13 protein-coding genes are annotated in these 22,452 nt (G+C 65.8%); 7 read left to right on the top strand and 6 right to left on the bottom strand.

Going from position 1 to position 22,452, the window contains the following annotated elements; all coding sequences use genetic code 11:
• Position 1: 1 nt before the first annotated feature.
• A complete protein-coding gene (locus AC3WUT_RS11035) occupies positions 2–3,220 on the bottom strand; it encodes an efflux RND transporter permease subunit (RefSeq protein WP_492347123.1) in 3,219 nt (1,072 codons plus the stop codon).
• A 221-nt stretch (positions 3,221–3,441) separates the two neighbouring features.
• The gene (locus AC3WUT_RS11030) at positions 3,442–5,940 is read right to left on the bottom strand and encodes an EAL domain-containing protein (RefSeq protein WP_492347122.1); all 2,499 of its coding nucleotides are present in this window, start codon (positions 5,938–5,940) and stop codon (positions 3,442–3,444) included.
• Positions 5,941–6,427: 487 nt separating this feature from the next.
• On the opposite strand from AC3WUT_RS11030, the gene ccoG reads away from it, so the two are divergent.
• Positions 6,428–7,864, top strand: a complete 1,437-nt coding sequence (gene ccoG, locus AC3WUT_RS11025) for a cytochrome c oxidase accessory protein CcoG (RefSeq protein ID WP_492347121.1) — start codon at positions 6,428–6,430, stop codon at positions 7,862–7,864.
• On the opposite strand, the gene AC3WUT_RS11020 is transcribed toward ccoG, so the two are convergent.
• From AC3WUT_RS11020 to thiD, 4 genes are all read right to left on the bottom strand, one after another.
• Positions 7,865–9,241, bottom strand: coding sequence for a sigma-54 interaction domain-containing protein (locus AC3WUT_RS11020; RefSeq protein ID WP_492347120.1), 1,377 nt, complete (start codon positions 9,239–9,241; stop codon positions 7,865–7,867).
• A 105-nt stretch (positions 9,242–9,346) separates the two neighbouring features.
• A complete protein-coding gene (locus AC3WUT_RS11015) occupies positions 9,347–9,526 on the bottom strand; it encodes a hypothetical protein (RefSeq protein ID WP_019577134.1) in 180 nt (59 codons plus the stop codon).
• A 112-nt stretch (positions 9,527–9,638) separates the two neighbouring features.
• On the bottom strand, positions 9,639–10,955 hold the full coding sequence (gene hemL, locus AC3WUT_RS11010) for a glutamate-1-semialdehyde 2,1-aminomutase (protein WP_492347119.1): 1,317 nt from the start codon (positions 10,953–10,955) through the stop codon (positions 9,639–9,641).
• Positions 10,939–11,871, bottom strand: coding sequence for a bifunctional hydroxymethylpyrimidine kinase/phosphomethylpyrimidine kinase (gene thiD, locus AC3WUT_RS11005; protein WP_492347118.1), 933 nt, complete (start codon positions 11,869–11,871; stop codon positions 10,939–10,941). Before thiD ends, hemL begins: the two co-directional genes overlap by 17 nt.
• Before the next feature lie 92 nt (positions 11,872–11,963).
• Between thiD and AC3WUT_RS11000 the strand changes: the two genes are divergently transcribed.
• The 6 genes from AC3WUT_RS11000 to AC3WUT_RS10975 are packed head-to-tail and all read left to right on the top strand — an operon-like array spanning position 11,964 to position 22,429.
• Positions 11,964–12,137, top strand: coding sequence for a rubredoxin (locus tag AC3WUT_RS11000; protein ID WP_492347117.1), 174 nt, complete (start codon positions 11,964–11,966; stop codon positions 12,135–12,137).
• Positions 12,138–12,187: 50 nt separating this feature from the next.
• Positions 12,188–12,586 (top strand): response regulator, encoded by a 399-nt coding sequence (locus AC3WUT_RS10995; RefSeq protein ID WP_019577131.1) that lies wholly within the window; start codon positions 12,188–12,190, stop codon positions 12,584–12,586.
• Positions 12,586–12,951 (top strand): response regulator, encoded by a 366-nt coding sequence (locus AC3WUT_RS10990; RefSeq protein WP_492347116.1) that lies wholly within the window; start codon positions 12,586–12,588, stop codon positions 12,949–12,951. The genes AC3WUT_RS10995 and AC3WUT_RS10990 overlap by 1 nt, the downstream gene beginning before the upstream one ends.
• A 28-nt stretch (positions 12,952–12,979) precedes the next feature.
• Positions 12,980–13,525 (top strand): chemotaxis protein CheW, encoded by a 546-nt coding sequence (locus AC3WUT_RS10985; RefSeq protein WP_492347115.1) that lies wholly within the window; start codon positions 12,980–12,982, stop codon positions 13,523–13,525.
• Between the two features lie 25 nt (positions 13,526–13,550).
• Complete coding sequence (locus tag AC3WUT_RS10980; RefSeq protein WP_492347114.1) at positions 13,551–15,875, top strand: methyl-accepting chemotaxis protein; 2,325 nt, start codon at positions 13,551–13,553, stop codon at positions 15,873–15,875.
• A 38-nt stretch (positions 15,876–15,913) separates the two neighbouring features.
• Entirely contained in the window at positions 15,914–22,429 is a 6,516-nt protein-coding gene (locus AC3WUT_RS10975) for a hybrid sensor histidine kinase/response regulator (protein ID WP_492347113.1), read from the top strand.
• The last annotated feature ends 23 nt before the right edge of the window (positions 22,430–22,452 follow it).

Here is a 22,452-nt window from a genome sequence, read left to right as displayed (position 1 = left end):
GTCAGGCATTTCCTTGGGCGGGGGTCGGGACGGGCTGCGGGCGCCGGGCGGCCCGGTGCTCCAGCGCGCGGTGCACGGCGGCAAACACCACCGGCACGAAGAACAGGGTGGAGACGGTGGCAAACAACAGGCCACCGATGGTGGCGCGGCCCAGTGGCGCGTTCTGTTCGCCGCCTTCGCCCAGGCCCACGGCCATGGGCAGCATGCCGATGATCATGGCCAGGGCGGTCATCAGCACCGGGCGCAGGCGGGTGGTGCCGGCTTCGAGTGCGGCCGACAGGGGCGGCGCGCCGTCCAACAGGCGCTCGCGGGCAAATGAGATCATCAGAATGCTGTTGGCCGTGGCCACGCCCATGGTCATGATGGCCCCGGTGAGCGCGGGCACGCTGAGCGTGGTGGCGGTCAGGAACAGCATCCACGCAATGCCGCCCAGGGCGGCCGGCAGGGCGGTGATGATGATGAAGGGGTCGACCCAGGACTGGAAGTTGACCACGATCAGCAGGTACACCAGCACGATGGCCATGATCAGGCCCACGCCCAGGCCGAGGTAAGAGCTCTGCATGGTCTCGACCTGGCCACGCATCTTCACGTTGGTGCCGCGGGGCAGGTCGGCCTTCATGCTGTCGATGACCTTCTGAACCTCGCCGGCCACGCTGCCCAGGTCACGCCCGGACACGCTCACGAACACATCCACCACGGGCTGGATGTTGTAGCGTGACACCACGGTCTGCTCACGGGTGGGGCGCACGGTGACCAGGTTGCTCATCAGCTGGGCCGGGGGCTGCACGAGGGCGGTGCTGCCCGTGGGCACGCTGTTGGTGATGGGCACGCCCACCGGGATCTGCAGCAGGTTGTCCAGCGAGTCGACCTGGTATTGCGGGGTCTGTACCGCAATGCTGTAGACCACGCCGTTGGCCGGGTTCAGCCAGAAGGCCGGTGCGGTCTGGAAGCTGCCCGACAGCGAGACCAGCAGGTTTTGCGCCACGTTGTTGGCGTTCAGGCCCAACTGCTGCAGCTGGGCGCGGTCGATGTCGAGCTTTTTGGTCGGCTGGTTGATGCGCTGCTGGATGTGCACATCCACGGCGCCATCAATCTGCCGCACCTTGCTCTGCAACACACTGGCCAGGCGGTAGTTCTCGGCGATGTTGGCACCGCTGAACTGCACGTCGATGGCCGCGGGCTGACCGAAGTTGAGGATCTGGGTGATGATGTCGGCCGGCTGGAAGAAGATCTCCACGCCTGGGAAGCGCTTGGGCAGTTCGGCGCGCAGGCGCTTGACGTGTTCGTCGGTGGGGCCATGGCCATGGCGCAGCGCGATCTGGACTTCGCCGTCCAATGTGCCGATGGTGCCGGCATTGCTGTAGGACAGGTTGATGCCGCTGTAGGGCAGGCCCAGGTTGTCGAGAATGGTCTCCAGCTCTTCGGGCGGGATCAGTTCGCGCACCGCGTTCTCGATGCGGTCGGCCAGGCGGGCCGTCTCCTCGATGCGGGTGCCGGTGGGGGCACGGAAGTGCAGGCGGATCAGGCCGGCATCCACGCTCGGGAAAAAGTCGCGCCCCAGCACGCCATACAGCCCGCAGGACGCGATGCAGAACACCAGGAAAGCGGTGATGAAGCTGGCTCGGCGCGTCAGCAGGCCGCTCAGGATCACCACATAGACGCCGCGCAGGTTTTCGAAGCCGGCGTCAAAGCGCAGGTAGATGCGGCGGAAAAAGCCGGGCCGGCTGTCGTCCACGGGCGGGGCGTTGCGCATCAGCAGCTTGACCAGGGTGGGCACCAGGGTGCGCGACAGCACATAGGAGGCCATCATCGCGAACACCACCGATTCGGCCAGCGGCACGAACAGGTAGCGGGCGACACCGGTCAGAAAGAACATGGGTACGAACACGATGCAGATGCACAGGGTGGAGACGAAGGCCGGCACGGCGATCTCGCCAGCCCCCTCCAGAATGGCCTGCTCCAGTGGCGTGCCCAGGTGCAGATGGCGCTCGATGTTTTCGATGGTCACGGTGGCGTCGTCCACCAGAATACCCACCGCCAGCGCCAGACCACCCAGGGTCATGAGGTTGATGGTCTCGCCCAGCGCGTAGAGCATCAGGATGGCCGACAGCACCGACAGCGGGATCGACACGGCAATGATGCAGGTGCTGCGCCAGTTGCCCAGGAACAGCAGGATCATGGCCGCGGTCAGGCAGGCGGCGATCAGCGCTTCGTGGATCACGCCGCTGATGGCGGCCTTCACGAACAGCGATTGGTCGAACAGGGGGGTGATTTTCAGGTCGGGCGGCAGGGTCTGGGCCACCGAGGGCAGCAGTTCGCGCAGTTTGGTGACGATCTCCAGGGTGGACGAACTGCCATTCTTCAGCACCGACAGCAGCACGCCACGGTTGCCGTCCTGGCGTGCGATGTTGGTCTGGGGGGTGAAACCGTCGCGCACATTGGCCACGTCGCTGAGGGTGATGGTGGTGCCGTTGCTGGAGCGGATGGGCAGGGCGTTCAGGCCCTCCAGATTGGCTGGCGAGCCATTCATGGCCACGGTGTATTCGGTGTCACCCAGCTTGGCGGTGCCGCCGGGCAGGATCAGGTTCTGCGCATTGACGGCGTTCACCACGTCCGAGGGGGTCAGGCCCTTGGCCTGCAGGGCCCGGGTGTTCAGGTCCACGGAGACCACCCGGTTCTTGCCGCCGTAGGGGAAGGGCACGGCGGCGCCCGGGATGGTGATCAGGCGCGGCCGCAGAAAGTTGACGGCGGCGTCGAACAGGCCCTGCTCCGACATGGACGGGCTGGCCAGGCCCAATTGGATCACCGGGATGCTGGAGGCCGAATACTTGATCACCAGCGGTGGCGTGATACCCGGCGGCATCTGCCGCACGATGGCTTGCACCGAGGAGGTCACCTGAGCCAGCGCGGTCTGGATGTTGGCGTCGGGCTGGAAGAACACCTTGATCACCGCAATGCCGGCCAGCGACTGCGACTCGATGTGCTCAATGTCGTTGACCGTGGTGGTCAGCGAGCGTTCATTGACGTTGGTGATGCGGGTGCCCACCTCTTGGGCCGACAGACCGGTGTAGTTCCAGATGATGCTGATCACCGGAATGTTGATTTCCGGAAAGATGTCGGTGGCCATGCGCACCAGCGCCAGGGGCGTGGCCAGCACGATCAGCAGGGCCATCACGATGAACGTGTAAGGTCGGCGCAGCGCAATATTGACGATCCACATGGGGCAGGCATCCGGTTGGCAGGCAGGCGTCGCGCGCCCAGGCCCATCCCCGATGGAGCTGACGGCGCTCAACGTAACCAAACATTTTGCAGGAGAAGCATGACCCAGGCCGGTGCCGGGCCATGGCAGATCCGGTAAAGCTCAGGGTCAGTGAGGCATCGTGCTGGTTTTTCTGAAATAAATGCTGGTACTGATGATTTTGACCCGTGCTGGCCGGATGGCTAGGGCAGCCAATCTGCTGCCAGCAGCCGGGGCGGCAGCGCCGGGGCGTAGTGGTAGCCCTGGGCCTCATCGCAGCCGAGTGCCAGCAGGGTTTGGGCCTGTTCAGGGGTTTCCACCCCTTCCGCCACGGTGCGCAGACGTAGAGCCCGTGCCATGCTGATGACGGCCGTCACGATGGCCTGGTCGGCCGGGGCGCGCAGCATGTCGTGCACGAAGCTCATGTCGATCTTCAGCTTGCCCACCGGGAAGTTCTTCAATTGCGCCATCGAGGCATAGCCTGTGCCGAAATCGTCGAGCGTCAGGTTGAAGCCCGCGGCCACCAGTTGGCCGGCCACGCGTCGGGCACGTTCAGGGTCCAGTGTCATCGCGGTCTCGGTGATCTCCAGCTCGATCGCTTCAGGACGGGCGCCGGCGGCGCGTACCAATTGGGTGGCCCGGAGCGGGAAAGATTCATCACTGAGCTGGGCGGCCGACACGTTCACCGCAATCGGGGGCGGCGCGGCCAGGGCCGGCGCGTGCCATGCCGCCCATTGGCGACTGGCTTCGCGCAGGGCCCAGTCCCCCAGCTGAGTAATCAGTCCCCGTTCCTCTGCCACCGGGATGAATTCACCGGGGCTGATTGACCCCAGCTCGGGGTCGTTCCAGCGGGCCAGGGCTTCCAGGCCGATCAGCCGGCCGCTGTTCAGGTCGATCTTGGGCTGGTAGTGCAGGTGCAGGCCGCCACTGTTCAAGGCCTTGGCAAGGCGTGTGGCCAGGGTGTTGCGGCGATGCAGTTTTTCACTCATCTGCTGCTCGTACAACTGGCAATGGCCACCGCCCAGGGCCTTGGCCTTGAACATGGCCAGATCCGCATGTTTGAGCAATTCCTCGACAGTGGCGCCCTGGCTGGGGAACAGCGCCATACCGATGCTCACGCCCACCTCGACCGGGGGGGCGGCTGCGCCGATGGGCTGGGCCAGGGTGTGCATCAGGTTGCGACTGATGTGCTGGGCGTCTTCCAGGTTGTCGATTTCACAGGCCACCATGAACTCATCACCACCAATGCGGGCCAGCAACTGGTCCTTGCACAGCAGGGCCTGACAGCGGTGCGCCACCTCGCGCAACACCTGGTCGCCCATGGCGTGCCCCAGGATGTCGTTGGTCTCCTGCAGGCGGTCCAGGTCCAGGAACAGCAAGGCCAGTTGCCGGCCCGCGCGCTCGCAGCGGTCCAGCATCTGCTGTGCCAGCACCAGGCCATGGGTTCGATTGGGCAGTCCGGTCAGCACGTCGTAAAGCGCCAGGCGTTGCAGGTGTTCGGCCGCCAGGTGGCGCTCAGAGGTATCAAGCAGGGTCCCATGGCCTTTCAGTGGCCGGCCTTGGGCGTCGTATTCGAGGCGGCCACGCGCCTCGATCCAGCGCAGCCCCTGGCCCATCTTGAGGCGGTGCTCCACTCGGAAAGGGGCCCCTTCCAGCGCGGCCTGCCAGGCCTTTTCCACGCCTTCGCGATCTTCGTCATGGATGTGCTCCATCAGGCTGCGGAAGGTGCAGACCCGGTCTTCGGGCCAGTTCAGGATGCTGCAGGCCTGGGGGCTGAGCAGCATCACATCGGTGGCCAGGTCAATCTGCCAGGTGCCGACGCTGGCCACAGCCTGGGCATTGAGCAGGTCGCGCGTCAGGCGGGTCTGCTGGCGCAGGTCTTCCAATACCAGCAGCAGGTGGGGCTCTCCTCCGTGGAGGGCATCGCGCAGAAGGCGTGTCGTGGCACGCACCGGGATGGCCAGGGCCTCGGGGTGCCCACTGCGGCACAGGGTCAGGGTCTCGCTGGCCAGGTTCTGATGGAAGACCTGTTCGGCCAGTGGGATCAGGCGTGTCACGTCCAGCCATTCGTGCAGCGCACTCCCGTGCAGGCTGCCAGCGGGCAGATTCAACAGGGCTTCGACTGCCGGGTTGGCGAAAACGACCGTCAGGTCCGGGGTCAGCACCAGGGTGCCGCAGGGCAGCCCGGCAAAGGCCGCGCCGTAATTGTCAAGACGGGGTGCGTTTCGTCGCCGGTGGCGCTGCAGTGCGTCGGTGGCCAGACCCATGTCATGCATCAGCGCCTTGCTCAGGGCCAGCACCTGGTCCAGCAACTGGTCGGGTTGGCCGGCATGCGCCTGCACCAGGCAGGGCAGCACCGTCTGCAGGTAATGCCGGTAGGCCTCGGTCAGCCAGCTCGGGGGCAGGTCCAGGCGGGCCATGGCCTGGCCCATCTGGTCCCGGCTTTGTCGATAACCCTCTCCGTAGGGGCCTTCGGTGAGGTTGGCGAAATAGGCTGCCTGCAGTTGCTCCAGTTGGCCCTCGGACGCGTCATCAGGCCAGTGCGCCTGACTGACAGGTTCTTGCAGCAGGTGGCGGGCCGCAACCCGAAATGCGTCGGGGCAGTGCTGCCTCAAATGCGTGTGCAGGGATTGCAGGGCATTCAGGTCGGCAGCAGTCAGGGGCTGCGAGGGGGACTGTTCTGGACTGCAGACGTGTGCCATGGGGGATCAACCTTGGGGGATGCAACGGCCTCGGTGGGGTGGTGCCAAGCGTTGAGTGTGTCTATTTATTTGAAATATATACTAAATATGAAATTCAACAAGCATTTTGTAATTCTTTGGCGTCCAAATGAATCATTTCATCTATTTTCAGATGATAAATATTAAAAATGATTATTTTCAATATGCCATGGATGCAACAGGTCGGCTCAATGCCTCAGACCACCGACCTCGTGTGGCAGTGAATTGGCAGTGTTATGGCACTGAAGTGGCGGATGTTTGGCAGTGGAATGGCTGTCAGAATTCGAGGTGATCAGGTGTTCTGCGCATAAGCCCCTGTATTTAAAGAACATTTCCTGCGCGAATGGGCTGGCATGAAAACTGCCCTTAGGAAGCCTTGATCTGAGTGCCCGGGATGTCCCCGGGCGCGTGTCGGCTCATCCGCGTGGCATCCCGCCTGCGGAGGAGCGCCTCACTGAACCGGGTTGCCATGGATTCCACGCCTTCCTCCACGAACAAAGTCATTCCCATCGTTGCGGCACCGCCGGAAGACGCCGAGGTGTTCCTGTACGCCGCCACCAAAAAGATCCATCCGCGCTCGGTCAGTGGCCTGTTTGCTCGCTGGCGCTGGGGCCTGGTGTTCCTCACGCAGATCTTCTTTTATGGCTTGCCCTGGCTGGAGTGGGGGCAGCGTCAGGCGGTGCTGTTTGACTTGGGAGCGCGGCGCTTCTACCTGTTCGGCATCGTCCTTTACCCGCAGGATTTCATCTACCTGACCGGCTTGCTGGTGATCTCGGCCCTGTCGCTGTTTCTGTTCACGGCCGTCGCCGGTCGCCTGTGGTGCGGCTATGCCTGCCCCCAGACGGTGTACACCGAGATCTTCCTGTGGATCGAGCGGCGCTTCGAGGGAGACCGCATGGCCCGCATCCGCCTGGACGAGGCCCCCATGTCGCTCAACAAGCTTTGGCGGCGCGGCGGCAAGCACGGGGTCTGGCTGGCCGTGGCCGTGTGGACGGGCTTCACCTTTGTCGGCTATTTCACGCCCGTGCGCACGCTGGGCCTGGAGGTCTGGACCAACTCACTGGGCCCCTGGGAGACCTTCTGGGTGCTGTTCTACGGCTTTGCCACCTATGGCAACGCCGGCTTCATGCGCGAGCAGGTGTGCAAATACATGTGCCCCTATGCCCGCTTCCAGAGCGCCATGTTCGACAAGGACACCCTGATCGTCACCTACGACGAAGCGCGCGGCGAGCCGCGCGGCAAGCGCTCGCGCAAGGCCGACCCGGCGGCGCTGAAGCTCGGGGCTTGCGTGGATTGCGAGTTGTGCGTGCAGGTCTGCCCCACCGGCATCGACATCCGCAAGGGGCTGCAATACGAGTGCATCGGCTGCGGCGCCTGTGCCGATGTGTGCGACACGGTGATGGACAAGCTCAATTACCCGCGCGGCCTGGTGCGCTACTCCACCCAGAACGCGGTGCGCAACGGCTGGACGCGCGCACAGATCCTGCGCCATGTGATGCGCCCCCGGGTGCTGGTGTATGCCACCGTGCTGCTCGCGCTGACCGTGGCGCTGTTCTCCCACCTGGTGCTGCGCACGCCCTTGCGCGTGGATGTGGTGCGCGATCGCGCGGCGCTGTCGCGGATTGCCCCGGGCGGCATGCTGGAGAACGTGTACCGGCTGCAGATCATGAACGCCACCGAAAAGCCACAGACCTACCGGCTGGGCGCCACGGGCCTGGAGGGCCTGAAGGTGGCCTCGGAGGTGTTGGTCGAGGTGGGGCCGGCCGAATCGCGCTGGGTGCCCGTGCGCCTGCAGGTGCCCTATGGCTCGGCCCCGGCAGGTTCGCACACCGTTTATTTCTCGATCGGTGCCGAGGGGGGCGAGGCCCATGTGTCGGAGAAGTCGGCCTTCCTGGTGCCGCGCTGATCACGGCCTGCCGGCCAGCCCGAGGTCCTTCAGGCGCCGGTAGAGAGTGCGCTCGCTCAGGCCGAGTTGGCGCGCAAGTGCCTTGCGGCTGCCCTGGAAGCGGGTGGCCAGTTCGCGCAATGCGTCGGGTGTCTGGAGCCGGTCGGTGGTCAGCGGAGGCGGTGGCGCCGTGGCCACCGCTGGGCCGCCGCGGGCGTCGGACTGCAGGGTGTCCGGCGGCAACTGGGCCAGTCCGATCACGCCATCGTCGGCAAACAGGCGCGCCCGGTCGATCACGTTGCGCAGTTCGCGGATGTTGCCCGGCCAGGCGTAGTGCTGCATGCAGCGCATGGCCTCGGCATCGACCCGATAGCGCAGGCTGCCGGACTGGCTGCGCGCCAGGATGGAGTCCACCAGCAGCGGAATGTCGTCGGCCCGCTCGCGCAACGCGGGCAGGTGCACCGGAAATGCGTTGATGCGGTAATACAGATCCTGCCGGAACTGCCCCTGCTCGACCATGCGTGCCAGGGGCTTGTGGGTGGCTGCCACCAGGCGGAAATCGGCACGCAGGGTCTCGATGCCGCCCACCCGCCGGAAGGTGCCCGACTCGATCAGGCGCAGCAGCTTGACCTGCATGCTCAACGGAACGTCGCCCATCTCGTCGAGGAAGAGCGTGCCCCCGGTGGCCGTCTCGACCAGGCCTTTCTTGCGGCTGCTTGCACCGGTGAAGGCCCCTTTCTCGTAGCCGAACAGCTCGCTTTCGAACAGCGTCTCGGTGAAGCCCGAGCAGTCCACGGTCACGAAGGGACCGTGGGTGCGTTCGCTGGCCTCATGCAGCGCCCGGGCGAACAATTCCTTGCCCGTGCCAGACTCGCCCAGCAGCAGCACCGGCAGGTTCGAAGGCGCCACGCGCTGCAAGGCGGCCAACGCCTGGGTGAAGGCGCTCGAATGCCCCACCAGGCCGTCGGCCCGCACCTGGGGCGAGGCGCTGCGCAGCGTGGACAAGCGCTCGACAAACGCAATCACCTGGCCTTGGCTGTCCTGGATGGGGCGCAGTTCGACGTCGACATGCTCCAGCCCGCGCGGGGTGTGGTGCACATGCAGCACGCGGTCGGCACGCCGCCGCTCCAGCGCGTGGCGCATGGGGCAGTGCTCGCCCGCCTGGTCGCAGGGCACGTCGTAGTGGTGTGAGACCTCGTAGCACTTGCGCCCCAGGGGCGAAGTGTCGGCTGCCCCGAACTGGCGCCGGTAGGCGGTGTTGGCAGCCAGGATGTTGTAGGCCGGGTCAAGCACCATCATCGGGGCATGGTCGTGCTCCAGGAAGGACAGCAGGGCATTGAGCTCATCCTGGCTCGGCAGGGCCGCCGTGGGGCGGAGCGTGGGGCGGGTGCGGGGCATGGCAGGCAGTCGTTTGGCAGTGACTGCCAATACTGCCAAAGAAATGGCAGGCCGTGGGAAGTGATGAAGCGTCGCAGGTCGATGAACTGCGACTTGAGTTTCAACTCAGGGGCGTCCGGTCAGGATCTGGAAACCCCACATCAGCAGGCCTGGAATCACCACCGGCAGGGTCAGAAACAGGAACACTGAAGTGAACTGGGCCAGCACGAACAGGTCGATCAGGGTCTGCTTGGCCCACTCCAGCAGATCGACTTCCCAAAAGCGAAGCGGCTTGTTGTTGCTCATGACGCCCTCTTTTCATGGCCGCAGGGCGCGGTCAGTGCTTCATTTTTAGCACAGCGGTGCGCAAGCACAAGGGCTTTGGGCGCACCGGGCGGTGGCCCGGCGCGTCAGGGGATCAGCTCGCGGCCGCCAGGGTCTTGAACACCTCGCGGGCGGCGGCCACGGTCTGGGCGATGTCGTCGGCGCTGTGGGCGCTGCTGACAAAGCCGGCTTCATACAGGGCCGGAGCGATGTACACGCCGCGGTCCAGCAGGCCGTGGAACAGCTGGTTGAAGCGGGCGCTGTCGGTCTTCATGACCGTGGCGTAGTTCTGCGGCAACTCCGGCATCAGGAAGAAGCCGAACATGCCGCCCTGGCAGTCGGCGCTGAAGGGGACGCCCTCGGCGGCAGCGGCCGCCTTGAGCCCGTCCACCAGCGACTGGGTGCTGGCCGACAGAGCCTCGAAGAAACCGGGTTGGCGGATCTCGCGCAGCGTGGCCAGGCCACAGGCGGTGGCGACCGGGTTGCCCGACAGGGTGCCGGCCTGGTAAACGCCCCCCAGCGGAGCCAGGTGTTCCATGATGGCGCGGCGGGCGCCGAAAGCGGCCAGCGGCATGCCGCCGCCAATCACCTTGCCCATCACCGTGATGTCGGGTTCAAAACCGGGGATGGCCCGCGCATAGACGCTCTGGGCACTGCCCAGGGCCACGCGGAAGCCGGTCATCACCTCGTCGAGGATCAGCAGGGCGCCGTGTTCCGAGCACAGCTCGCGGCAGCGCTTCATGAAGGGCACCGAAGCGCGCACGAAGTTCATGTTGCCTGCGATCGGTTCGATCATCACACAGGCCAGTTCCTTGCCGTGCTCGGCAAAGGCCTGTTCAAGCTGCTCGATGTTGTTGTACTCCAGCACCAGGGTGTGCTGCACCACCTCGGGCGGTACGCCCGCGCTGGTGGAGGTGCCGAAGGTGGCCAGCCCCGAGCCTGCCTTGACGAGCAGGGCATCGGCGTGGCCGTGGTAGCAGCCCTCGAACTTGATCAGCTTGCTGCGGCCAGTGGCGCCACGGGCCAGGCGGATCGCGGTCATGCCGGCTTCGGTGCCCGAGCTGACCAGGCGCACCATGTCCATCGAGGGCACCAGGCTCAGGATTTCTTCGGCCAGTTCGACCTCGCGCTCGGTGGGGGCGCCGAACGAGAAGCCCTCCAGGGCCGCCTTTTGCACCGCTTCCAGCACGGCTGGGTGACCATGGCCCAGGATCATCGGCCCCCAGGAGCCGATGTAGTCGATGAATCGCTGGTCGTTGGCGTCCCAGAAGTAGGCGCCCTGTGCCCGTTGGACAAAACGTGGCGTGCCCCCCACGGCGCGGAAGGCGCGCACGGGCGAGTTCACGCCGCCGGGGATCACGCGCTTGGCACGTTCGAACAGGGGCAGGTTCAGGTCAGTGTTGAGTGTCATGGGGAGGAATCACAAACCCGGCCAGCGTGTCGCTGGCGTCGGGGTCTTCGTTGTCGTCTTCACCTTCTTCGGGCTGGGCCCAGAACAGGCGGTCGGGGATCACATGGCCCATGCCGGGGCGGAAGCCCGCGTCCAGACATCGGTCCAGGTAGCTCAAGGCCTCGCTGGTGGCTTCGCCCAGATCCATGCCGGTGGCGACCAGGGCGGCCAGCGCGGCCGACAAAGTGTCGCCGGCACCGGCGAACACGGCGTCGAACAACTCGAACTGCACGTGGCCCAGCACGCTTTGCGGGCTGGCCAGCACGTTGTCGACATGTTGCTCGGGCAGGGGGATGCCCGTGACCAGGGTGTAGGGCACGCCTTGTTTGGCGGCGGCAGTGGCAATGTCACGGGCGGTGGGGGACCGGTCACTGTTCCAGTCGGGCAGCAGCCATCGCCACAAGGTACTGTGGTTGCCAACCAACACCGAGGTCTGGGGCAACAGCAGTTCGGAAAACGCGTCCAGGTAGCTGTCGATCTTGTCCTCCTGCCACCAGGACAGGTTGGGCATGTAGGCCACCACCGGGATGTCGGGGTAGTCTGAGCTGATCTCGGCGATCGAGCTGAGGTTCTCCGGGTCGCCCACAAAGCCCACCTTGATCACCTGCACCGGCACATCTTCGAGCATGGTGCGCGCCTGCTCGGTGACGACCTCGTCATCGAAGGCGGCATGGTCGAAGATTTCGGAGGTATCGCGGATGTAGCTGCCGGTCACCACGGGCAAGGCGTGTCCGCCAACCGAGGCGATGGTGGTGATGTCTGCCGTGAGGCCGCCAGCCCCGCTGGGGTCGCTGGCGTTGAACACCAACACACACGCCGGCGTGCTCTCTTCGTCGCTGGCCGCGGGGGCGCTGGGGGGGGAGGTGAGGGTGGTCATGAAGTCCGGAAATGGGCAGTCTGCTCAGGGTAGCAGAAGCGGCCGCAGGACTCGATACAATCATTGCATTCTATTCGAAGGCCCCTTAAGCTGTGACTGATAACAAAACTTGGATGTGTCTTATTTGTGGCTGGATTTATGACGAATCCGCCGGTGCTCCCGAGCATGGCATCGAGCCAGGCACCCCCTGGGAAAAGGTTCCGATGAACTGGACCTGCCCTGAGTGCGGAGCCCGCAAGGAAGACTTTGAAATGGTCCAGATCTGAACCCGTGACTCCCTTGCTGGCGTCGATCTGGCGACAGGAGGAACGCACTGATGTCCATTGACAGTTCAGGTCTCAAAGTGCTGGTGGTGGACGACAGCAACACCATCCGCCGCAGCGCTGAAATATTTCTCAAGCAGGGCGGTCATGACGTTCTGCTGGCCGACGACGGCTTTGATGCGCTCGCCAAAGTCAATGACTACGAGCCGCAGCTGATCTTCTGTGACATCCTGATGCCCAAGCTGGATGGCTACCAGACCTGTGCCATCATCAAACGCAATGAGCGCTTTGCGGCGACGCCGGTCGTGATGCTGTCCTCCAAGGATGGCGTGTTCGACAAGGCGCGCGGACGCATGGTGGGTTGTCAGGATTACCTCACCAAACCCTTCACCAAGGACCAATTGCTGCAGGCCGTGCGGCAATTCGGTATGCCGACTCTAGGAGCGTTGTGATGTCGATTCACAAAGTGCTGATCGTTGACGACTCGAAGACGGAGCTGATGTTCCTGTCTGAACTGCTGCAGAAAAACGGGATGCAGGTCCGCACCGCTGAAAACGCTGACGAAGCATTCAAGCGCCTGGCCGAAGAGAAGCCCGACCTCATCCTGATGGATGTCGTGATGCCCGGCCAGAATGGCTTTCAGCTCACGCGCTCGATCAGCCGGGACCCCAAGTACGCCGATGTGCCCATCATCATGTGCACCAGCAAGAACCAGGAGACCGACCGGGTCTGGGGCTTGCGACAGGGCGCGCGGGGTTACATCACCAAGCCGGTCGATCCCGCCGAACTCAAGGCCAAGATCAACGCGCTGAACTGATCGCGCCCAGACCTGCGACCCCCCCCCAATGGCCAATCGAGATGCTCTCCGTGAACTCCAAAGCCGCCTGGCCGCCCGTCTTCAGGCTGCGCAAGCCGAAGGGCCCTCGATTGCCTGGCTGGCAGTGCATGCCGGCGCAGGGCGTTACCTGATGCCCCTGGCCCAGTCGGGCGAGATTTTTCCATGGTCGCCGGTGCAGCCGGTGCCTTACACGCAGCCCTGGTTTTGGGGGGTGGCCAATCTGCGCGGCAGTCTGTCCGGCGTGGTCGACCTGGCCGCTTTTCTGGTCGAAGTCTGGCCAACAGCGCCTGCTTTGCGTCCTCGCTCCGAGCTGGCCCTGGCCGATTGCAGCCTCCTGGCGCTCAATGCCGCCCTGGATGTGAACGTGGCCCTGGTGGTCGACCGCCTTGCCGGATTGCGCAGCCCCGACGCTTTTGTTTCCAGCGCCCCCCCTGCCGAAGATGCCCCGGGCTTCTTCGGTGCCCTCCACACCGATGCGCAAGGCGAGACCTGGCAGGAGATCCAACTCCTGTCGCTCTCGCAGTCTGCGCAGTTCCTCAGTATCAGTGCCTGAGTGCCTCAGCCATCAAGGTCGTTCCATGTCATTTGCGGATCAAATCGGAAAGCTGTTTGCCAAGAAGAAGTCTCCGGCCGAGGCCGAGTCCTCGGTGGCGGTGGGGCTGGCGGGGCCTGACACCCTGCATGAGTTGCCCGGCCACCCGGACGCCATGCAGGATCTGAGGCAGGACGGCGGCGGACTGGGCGACTCTCTGGCCCCTGAAACCGAACTGGACAACCGCCAGGTCAACTTTGCCGAAACGCGCCTGGCTGAATCCGAGATCAAGGATGCCACCGAAGGGCAGATCGAGCTGCCCCTGCTGGGGCGCGGCACCGTGGCACGCCATCAGCGCGTGCTGTTCATTCTGTTGGGGGTGGCCTTGCTGGTGCTGGCCGCCATTGCCGGTGTGGCGCTGAGCCAGGCGGACAAGGTGGCTCAGCAGCTTGCAGCCTCAGGGCAGTCGCTGATGCAGTCGCAGCGCCTGGCCAAGTCGGTATCACAGGCCCTGGTGGGCAGCCCGCAGGCTTTCCCTGACGTCGTCGAGAGCGCGGGGGTGTTGGTCAAGACCGTGCGTGGCTTGACCAATGGTGATGACCAGATGCGCCTGGATCCGCTGGGCACCGATTTCAAGGCCGACCTGGACAAGGTCATGCCGCTGATGGAGCGTGCCGAACGCAATGCATCCGTGGTGATGAGCCAGCAGAAGATCCTGACCCAGGTGGGTGAGGCCCTGCGCACCATCAACCGCCAGTCTGCCGACCTGCTGGAGATCGCCGAAACCATCTCCTCGCTCAAGCTGCAGCAGAACGCACCGGCGTCCGAGATCTCGGCCGCCGGCCAACTGGTGATGCTGACCCAGCGCATCGGCAAATCCGCCAACGAGTTCCAGACCACCGAAGGGGTCAGCCCCGAAGCCGTGTTCCTGCTCGGCAAGGATTTGAACTCCTTCCGCGAGATCGCCCAGGGCTTGCTCAACGGCAGCCCGGAACTGCGTCTGGCCGCCTCCAAGGACGCCCAGACCCGCGAGCAGCTCGAAAGCCTGATCAAGGTCTATGACCAGACCCGCAGCCAGGCCGGTGCGATTCTGGGCAACCTGCAAGGGCTGGTGTCGGCCCGTGAGGCGCAGTCCGCCATCCTCAACGACTCCGAGCCGCTGCGCCGGGGCCTGGAAGACCTGCAGGGTCGCCTGTCCTCGCAGACCGGTCTGAGCCTGACCTCCATCCTGTCCCTGGTGGTGGCTTCGTTCTTCGTGTTGATCTGTGCTTTCGGGTTGGCCCGTGTGCAGCTGCTGGACAGCCGCAACCGCCAGACCGCTGCCGAGTTGCAGCAGCTTGAAGCCCAACGCCAGGAGCAAGAGGCCAAGCGCGTCAACGACGCCAACCAGGCCGCCATTCTGCGACTCATGAACGAACTGCAGACGGTGGCCGAAGGCGATCTGACCCAGGAAGCCACGGTGACCGAAGACATCACCGGCGCCATCGCCGACTCGGTGAACTACACGGTGGAAGAGCTGCGTGTTCTGGTGGGCAACGTGCAGAACACGGCCACCCGCGTGGCCCAGACCACGGCCCAGGTGGACAACACCTCGACCGAGCTGCTGGCGGCCTCCACCGAGCAGCTGCGTGAGATCCGTGAAACCGGCCGCTCGGTGCTGGAAATGGCCTCGCGCATCAATGGTGTGTCGGCGCAGGCGCAAGAGTCCGCCTCGGTGGCCCGCCAATCGCTGCAGGCGGCCGACTCAGGTCTGCAAGCGGTGCAGAACGCCATCGGGGGCATGAACGCCATCCGTGACCAGATCCAGGAAACCTCCAAGCGCATCAAGCGACTGGGCGAATCCTCGCAAGAGATCGGTGAAATCACCGAGCTGATCTCTGACATTACCGAGCAGACCAACGTGCTGGCCCTGAACGCCGCCATCCAGGCCGCCTCGGCCGGTGAAGCCGGTCGAGGCTTCTCGGTGGTGGCGGAAGAAGTGCAGCGTCTGGCTGAGCGTTCGGCCGATGCCACGCGCCAGATCGCGGCGCTGGTGAAGGCGATTCAGACCGACACCCAGGACGCCGTGGCCGCCATGGAGCGCTCCACCCAGGGTGTGGTGGAAGGGGCTCGACTGTCCGACAGCGCCGGTACTGCTCTGACCGAGATCGACCGCGTGTCGCAGCGACTGGCCGAGCTGATCGAACAGATCTCGTCGTCAGCCTCCAAGGAAGCCACGCTGGCCAACGAGGTGGCCGACAACATCCAGCACATTTTTGCCGTGACCGAACAGACCGGAGAGGGCACTCGGACCACAGCCCAGCAGGTGCGCGAACTGTCGCAGATGGCCGATGAACTGCGTCACTCCGTGGCGCGGTTCAAGATCGCCTGATCGGGGCCAGTCGCCCCAACGCCTGACCGGAACCCTTCATGCGACCCACCGACGCTGTGTCCCCCGCTGCCCTGGATGCGGCAGACCATGACCTGGGCCCTCTGGCCTGGGTGCTGGACGAACTGCGCAAATCCCTTGACGGCTCGATCAAGGCCATGCGCCGCCATGTGCGCGAGGCTTTGCTGAGCCACGGGGCCGAACTGGCCAGCGCGGATGTGAGTGCGCTGCGCCTGGCGCGACAGCAGATGCACCAGGCCACCGGGGCGCTTGAGATGGTGGGCATGGCGCCGGTGGCGCTGATGATGCGGGCCCTGGAGGCGATGACACAGAAGTTCATCCAGGCCCCATCAAGTTGCACCGACGATGCCATCGCCGTGATCGAGCGGGCCAGCTTTGCCATCAGCGAGTATCTGGAGGCGGTGCTGGCGGGCCACGAGGTGTCGGCGGTCAGCCTGTTTCCTCAGTACCGCGACGTGCAGCAGTGGCTGGGCGTCGAGCGCATTCATCCGGCCGATCTGTGGGGCAACGAGCGCCGCGTGGCCGATCCGGTGTTGCCCGACGGCCTGGTGCCGCTGGCCTATGACGCCGAGGTGCGCTCTCGTTTCGACCACGCCATGCTCAAGCTGGTCAAGACCGGACGCCCCTCGGGGGCCCGTGCCATGGCCCAGATCGCTGCTGGCCTGGCCCATGCGGGCACCCAGGGCGGGCGTCTGTTCTGGAAGGTGGCGGCGGGTTTCTTTGAAGGACTGTCCCTGGGCCTGGTGCCGCTGGATGTCTACGTCAAGCGGGTCATCTCGCGTGTGCTGGTGCAGTACTCGGCGCTGGCCCGTGGCGAAGCCGCGGTGTCCGAGCGTCTGTTCCAGGACCTGCTTTTCTACTGCGCCCAGGCCCGCCTGACCGAGCAGCAACCTGCGCCCCTGCTGCGTGCCGTGCGCGAGGCCTATGGCCTGCAACGCCACGCCCCGGCCGATTACGAGGCGCGCCGTTTCGGCCGTTTTGACCCGGCCGTGCTGGTGCAGGCGCGCAAGCGCATCGCCACGGCCACCGACACCTGGTCGGCCCTGGCCGGTGGCGACCGCAACAAGCTGCGCAGCGCCGTCGATCAGTTTGCCCTGGTGGGTGAATCGCTGTCCAAGCTGCACCCGGGTAGCCAGCCTTTGGGCCAGGCGCTGCAACGGGCGGCCGAAGCCACGGCTCACGGGGGCGACGCACCTGGGGCTTCGGTGGCCATGGAAGTGGCCACGGCCGTGCTGTTCCTGCAGGCCTGCTACCAGGAAATGGACATTGACGAGGCCCAGATGAGCGAGCGCTCGCGAGCCCTCGCTGATCGCCTGGACCGCGTGCTCGCCGGCGAGGAAGTGGGCCCTCTGGAACCCTGGATGGAAGAGCTGTACCGGCGTGTCAGCGATCGCCAGACCATGGGCAGTGTGGTTGAAGAACTGCGCTCCACCCTGACCGAAGTTGAAAAGTCGCTCGATACCTTCTTCCGCCAGCCTTCCGACAGCCAGGTTCTGACGGCGGTGCCGGCGCGCCTGTCGCAGATGCGTGGGGTGCTTTCGGTGCTGGGGCTGGAGCAGGCCGCCCACGCGGCCATGCGCATGCGCGACAGCGTCGAGCGGCTGATGGTCGATGAAGTCACCAGCGACGCCGTGCGTGCCGGCACCTTCGAGCGCCTGGGCAACAGCCTGGGGGCACTGGGGTTCCTGATCGACATGCTGAGCTATCAGCGCACGTTGGCCCGCAAGCTCTTTGTTTATGACGAAGAGGCGGGCGAACTCAAGTTCCTGGGCGGGCGCCAGCGCCAGCAGTTCGGCCCCACCGAAAGCCCTGAAACCCCGCTCGAGCCACCGCTGTTTGTGGACTCACTGGCATTGGGTGCCCCGTCGTCTGGTCTTGCGCAAGCTCAGGAGGCCCCGCTCGGCACGGCCTTGCCGGCCCCTGCAGCGCCGGTCCAGGCCCCCGAGCCTGCCGAGCTCGGTGACGACGCACTGGGCGACGAAGTCGCAGCCCCCTCGTTGCCGCCGCCCGCCCGCACCGAGGCGCCCGCGATCGAAGAGGACGAACTCATCGACGTTTTCCTGGAAGAGGCCCGCGAGGTCTTTGCCCAGGGGGCCGCCACCATCGATGCGCTGCACCACGACCCGGCCTCCCTGGGCGACCAGACTGCCTTGCGCCGAGCCTTCCACACCCTCAAGGGCAGTTCGCGCATGGTGGGCCTGGGCGAGTTTGGCGAAGCCGCCTGGGCACTTGAGCAATTGCACAACGCCTGGCTGGCCGACCAAAAGCCTGCCAGCAAGCCTGTGCTGACCCTGTCCATCCAGGCCCTGAATCAGTTCTCGCGCTGGGTGGACGACATTGCCGCCCACCAGGCCCATGCCTGGCGCGCCGCACCCTTCCGCGAGGCCGCCGATGCCCTGCGGCTCGAAGATCGCCTGTTGCCCCTGCTCGATGCCGTGGCTGAGCCCACGCCGGCACCCACCGGGTTGCCTGAGCTGCCGCCGCTGGCACCGGAAGAGGTCGGTGAGGGCGCTGATGGGGACCTGTCGCTCGACGGCCTGTCCCTCGATGCGGGGCTGCCGGTGGCCCAAGACGACGGCGTGCCGCTGGTCGACTTTGCGCCCACGGCAATGATGTCGTTCGCTCACGAGGCGCCGGTCGAGACCGCAGCCGCACCCGAGGCGGCCACGGCATCGTTCGATGTTGAGGACATTGATTTCGCCCAGTTCGAGGCAGCCCTGGCCGAAGCCCCTGCAGAGGCTGTCGCGCCTGTCGACGATGTGCCGCCTGATGCGGCCCTGCCGGAGCTGCTGCTTGATTTGCCGGGCGTAGAGACTGACGCTGAGGCCGAGGCAGCGCCGCAGGCCGACGCTTTGCCCCACTTTGAGCTGGACTTTCCGCTGGAGGCCGATGCCGGACTGGAGCGTCCACAGCCGCCGGCCTTGCCTTTGGATGAAGCCAGTCTGGATGCGGCCGTGGATGCCGCCCTGGACGATGAGCTGTTGCGCTCTTTCGAGGCCCTGTCGTTGGAACCCGCGGCTGAATCGCTGTCTGAACCCGGGCTGCAAGCCCTGCCGGATGCGCTGCTGGACACCCCGCATGACATCCCGCAGGACACCTTGCAAGCGGACTTGCTCCTGGCCGCGGATGCCGCCGAGGAACCACCGCCACCTTCGCCCGAGTCCGACGGGGATCTGGAGCCTGCGCTGGCCGACCCCGCCATGGCGCCAGAGGACCATCCTGCCGAGCCCGAGCCCGAGCCCGAGCCCGTCGACTTGCTGATGCCTGCCGGTGATGATGAATCAATCCGGGTCATTGGCGACCTGCGCCTGAGCATTCCGCTTTACAACGTCTACCTCAATGAGGCTGACGAGTGGTCGCGGCGTTTGCAGACCTCGCTGGGTGAGTGGGCGCTGGAGTTGCACGAGCCTGTGCCCGATACGGCGGTGGCGCTGGCCCATTCCCTGGCCGGCAGTTCGGCCACGGTGGGCTTCAAGGCCTTGTCGTCGCTGGCCCGCACGCTGGAGCATGCGCTGCAGCATGTGCAGCTGCAAAGCCGGGGCACCGAGTCGGATGCGCGTGCCTTCGTCGATGCGGCGGACGACATCCGCCGCCTGCTGCATCAGTTTGCGGCGGGCTTTCTCAAAGAGCCGCAGCCGGCCGTGGTGCAGGCCCTGGAGGCCATTCTGGCGACCGAGGCAGGCGCGCCCTTGCCGGAGGGCCTGGCCCTGGCCGAGCCCTCGGAGTGGATCGATGCGCCGGCGCAAGCCTCGAATGAACCGGCTTTTGATGAACCGGCCTTCGATGAGGCCGGGCTGGATGAAGCCGTTGAAGCCTTTGAAGCGATCGAAACGGTTGAAACTCTTGAATTGGGTCAGCCAGAGCCGCTGACCCTGCCGGGCGACATGGACGCGCCCATGTCCGTGCCCATGCCCGAGCCCCTGCTTGAAGCCGAGCCGGAGCCCCTCCTCGTGACGGAGGCGCCCACCACCGACCTGGTGGACGCGGCCCTGAGCCCTGAGCCGGTGCTTGAGCCGGTGTCAGCGTGGCAGGCAGAGCAGGTGTCGGATGCGGCCGATGTGGCCGATGTGGCGAATTTGGCGGATGCGTCGCAAGTGCTGCCGGTGGACCCCCTGCCGCCCGCCGAAGAGCCTGCGCCCAACGCGCAGCCGAGCCTGGAAGCCCTGCAGCCCTCGGCCCCCGACGCCGCGCCTGAGGGGGCCTACGACGACGAATTTGACGCGGTCGACGTGATCGACCCCGACCTGTTCCCGATCTTCGAAGAAGAAGCGCTCGAACTGTTGCCGCGGGTGGCGGCCAGCCTGCGCCACTGGCAGGACGAGCCCACCCAGGCCGAGCCGCGGGCCGAGTTGCTGCGGCATTTGCACACCCTCAAAGGCAGCGCGCGCCTGGCGGGCGCACTGCGCCTGGGCGAGATGGCCCACCGCATGGAGTCGGTGATCGAAGGGCTGGACGAAACGGGTGCCGATGCTTCGGCCCTGGACGCCCTGGTGAACCGCTTTGACGGTTTGCAGGCCAATTTTGATGCGCTGCGGGGCTACAGCGATGCGGCCACCGAGGCCGATCTGCAGGCCGCCACCCAAGTGTTGTCAGGCGAGGTTGTGGCGGCCGCCGTGCCGCGGCCAGCCTTGCCCCCAACCGTTCAGTGGGTGCCGCAGAAGACGCTGGCAGGCCAATCGGTGCGGGTGCGCTCGCAACTGCTGGACCGGCTGGTCAATCAGGCCGGCGAGGTCATGATCTCGCGATCACGCCTGGAGTCGCGCGTGGGGCAGATGCGCAGTTCGCTGGGTGAGCTCACCGGCAACCTGGATCGCCTGCGCGAGCAGTTGCGCGACATCGAGCTTCAGGCCGAGTCGCAGATGCAGTCGCGCCTGGCCCAGGCCAAGGATTCGGATGCGGGCTTTGACCCGCTGGAGTTTGATCGTTTCACCCGGGTGCAGGAGCTCACCCGCATGATGGCCGAGTCGGTCAACGACGTGGCCATGGTGCAGCGCAATCTGCAGCGCACGGTGGACAGCACCGAAGACGAGCTGGTGGCCCAGGCCCGCCAGGCGCGTGAACTGCAGCGTGATCTGCTGCGCACCCGCATGGTTGAGTTTGACGGCATTGCCGAGCGTCTGTACGCCATCGCACGCCAATCAGCGAAGGAAACCGGCAAGCAGATCAAGCTCGACATCACCGGCGGCAGCATCGAGATGGACCGCGGCGTGCTGGACCGCATGACCCCGGCCTTCGAACACCTGTTGCGCAACGCGGTGGCGCACGGCATCGAAAGCCCCGAGCAGCGCGCGGCCGCCGGCAAGCCGGCCACCGGCAGCATCGGCATCCAGGTCACGCAAAGCGGCAACGATGTGTCGGTCGAGTTCGCCGATGACGGTGCCGGGCTGGATCTCGCGGCGATTGGCGAGCGTGCCCAAAGCCAGGGCCTGATGGCGCCCGGTCACGTCCTGTCCGAGGACGAGGCCGCCCAGATGATCTTCATGCCCGGTTTCACCACTGCCAGCGAGGTCACCGAACTGGCGGGCCGCGGCATCGGCATGGACGTGGTGCGCACCGAGGTCAACGCCTTGGGTGGGCGCATTGAAACCCGCAGCCGCAGCGGGCAGGGCAGCCGCTTCAAGCTGGTGCTGCCCCTGACCACGGCGGTCACCCAGGTGGTGATGCTGCGCATCGGCCAGGCCACCCTCGGCGTGCCGGCCAGCCTGGTCGAGATCGTGCGCCGCTCAGGCCCCGGCGAACTGGATGAAGCCTACCGCAGCAGCCAGTTCGATCTGGGGGTCGAGACCGTGCCCTTCTACTGGGGCGGGGCACTGTTGCAACTGGCGGCGCACAGCACCGAGGCGGCGGCCCGCACGCGGCCCGTGGTGATCTTCCACAGCGCGGCGCAGCGCATCGCGGTGCACGTCGATGAAGTGCTGGGCAACCAGGAGGTGGTGGTGAAGAACCTGGGGCCGCAACTCTCACGCCTGCCCGGCCTGGCCGGCATGTCGGTGCTGGCTTCCGGGGCGGTGGTGATGATCTACAACCCGGTGGCGCTGGCCAACGTGTATGGCGATCAGATCCGGGCCCGCCTGGCCCAGCCGGCCACCCCTGCGGCCGATGCCCCGGGCGGCGTGGCCGAACCGGCTGTGCTGTCCGATGCCCAGGCCCCGCTGGTGCTGGTGGTGGACGATTCGATCACCGTGCGCCGCGTGACCCAGCGTCTGTTGCAGCGCGAAGGCTACCGGGTGACCCTGGCCGCCGACGGGCTGCAGGCCCTGGAGCGCCTGCAGGATGAGCGCCCGGTGGTGGTGCTGTCCGACATCGAAATGCCCCGCATGGATGGCTTCGATCTGGCGCGCAACATCCGCCACGATGCGGCCCTGCATGAGCTGCCCATCATCATGATCACCTCGCGCATTGCCGCCAAGCACCGTGAGCATGCCCTGGAACTGGGCGTCAACCACTACCTGGGCAAGCCCTACGCCGAAGAAGAGCTGCTGAGCCTGGTGCGGCACTATGCCGGGCAGGGCGTGGTGGCCGACACCCCGGCCTGAGCACGCCGCTGCCGGCGGAGCCC

Source organism: Curvibacter sp. EU05-FHT14A10, from assembly GCF_058791075.1.
This window is presented reverse-complemented; position numbering and strand designations above follow the sequence as displayed.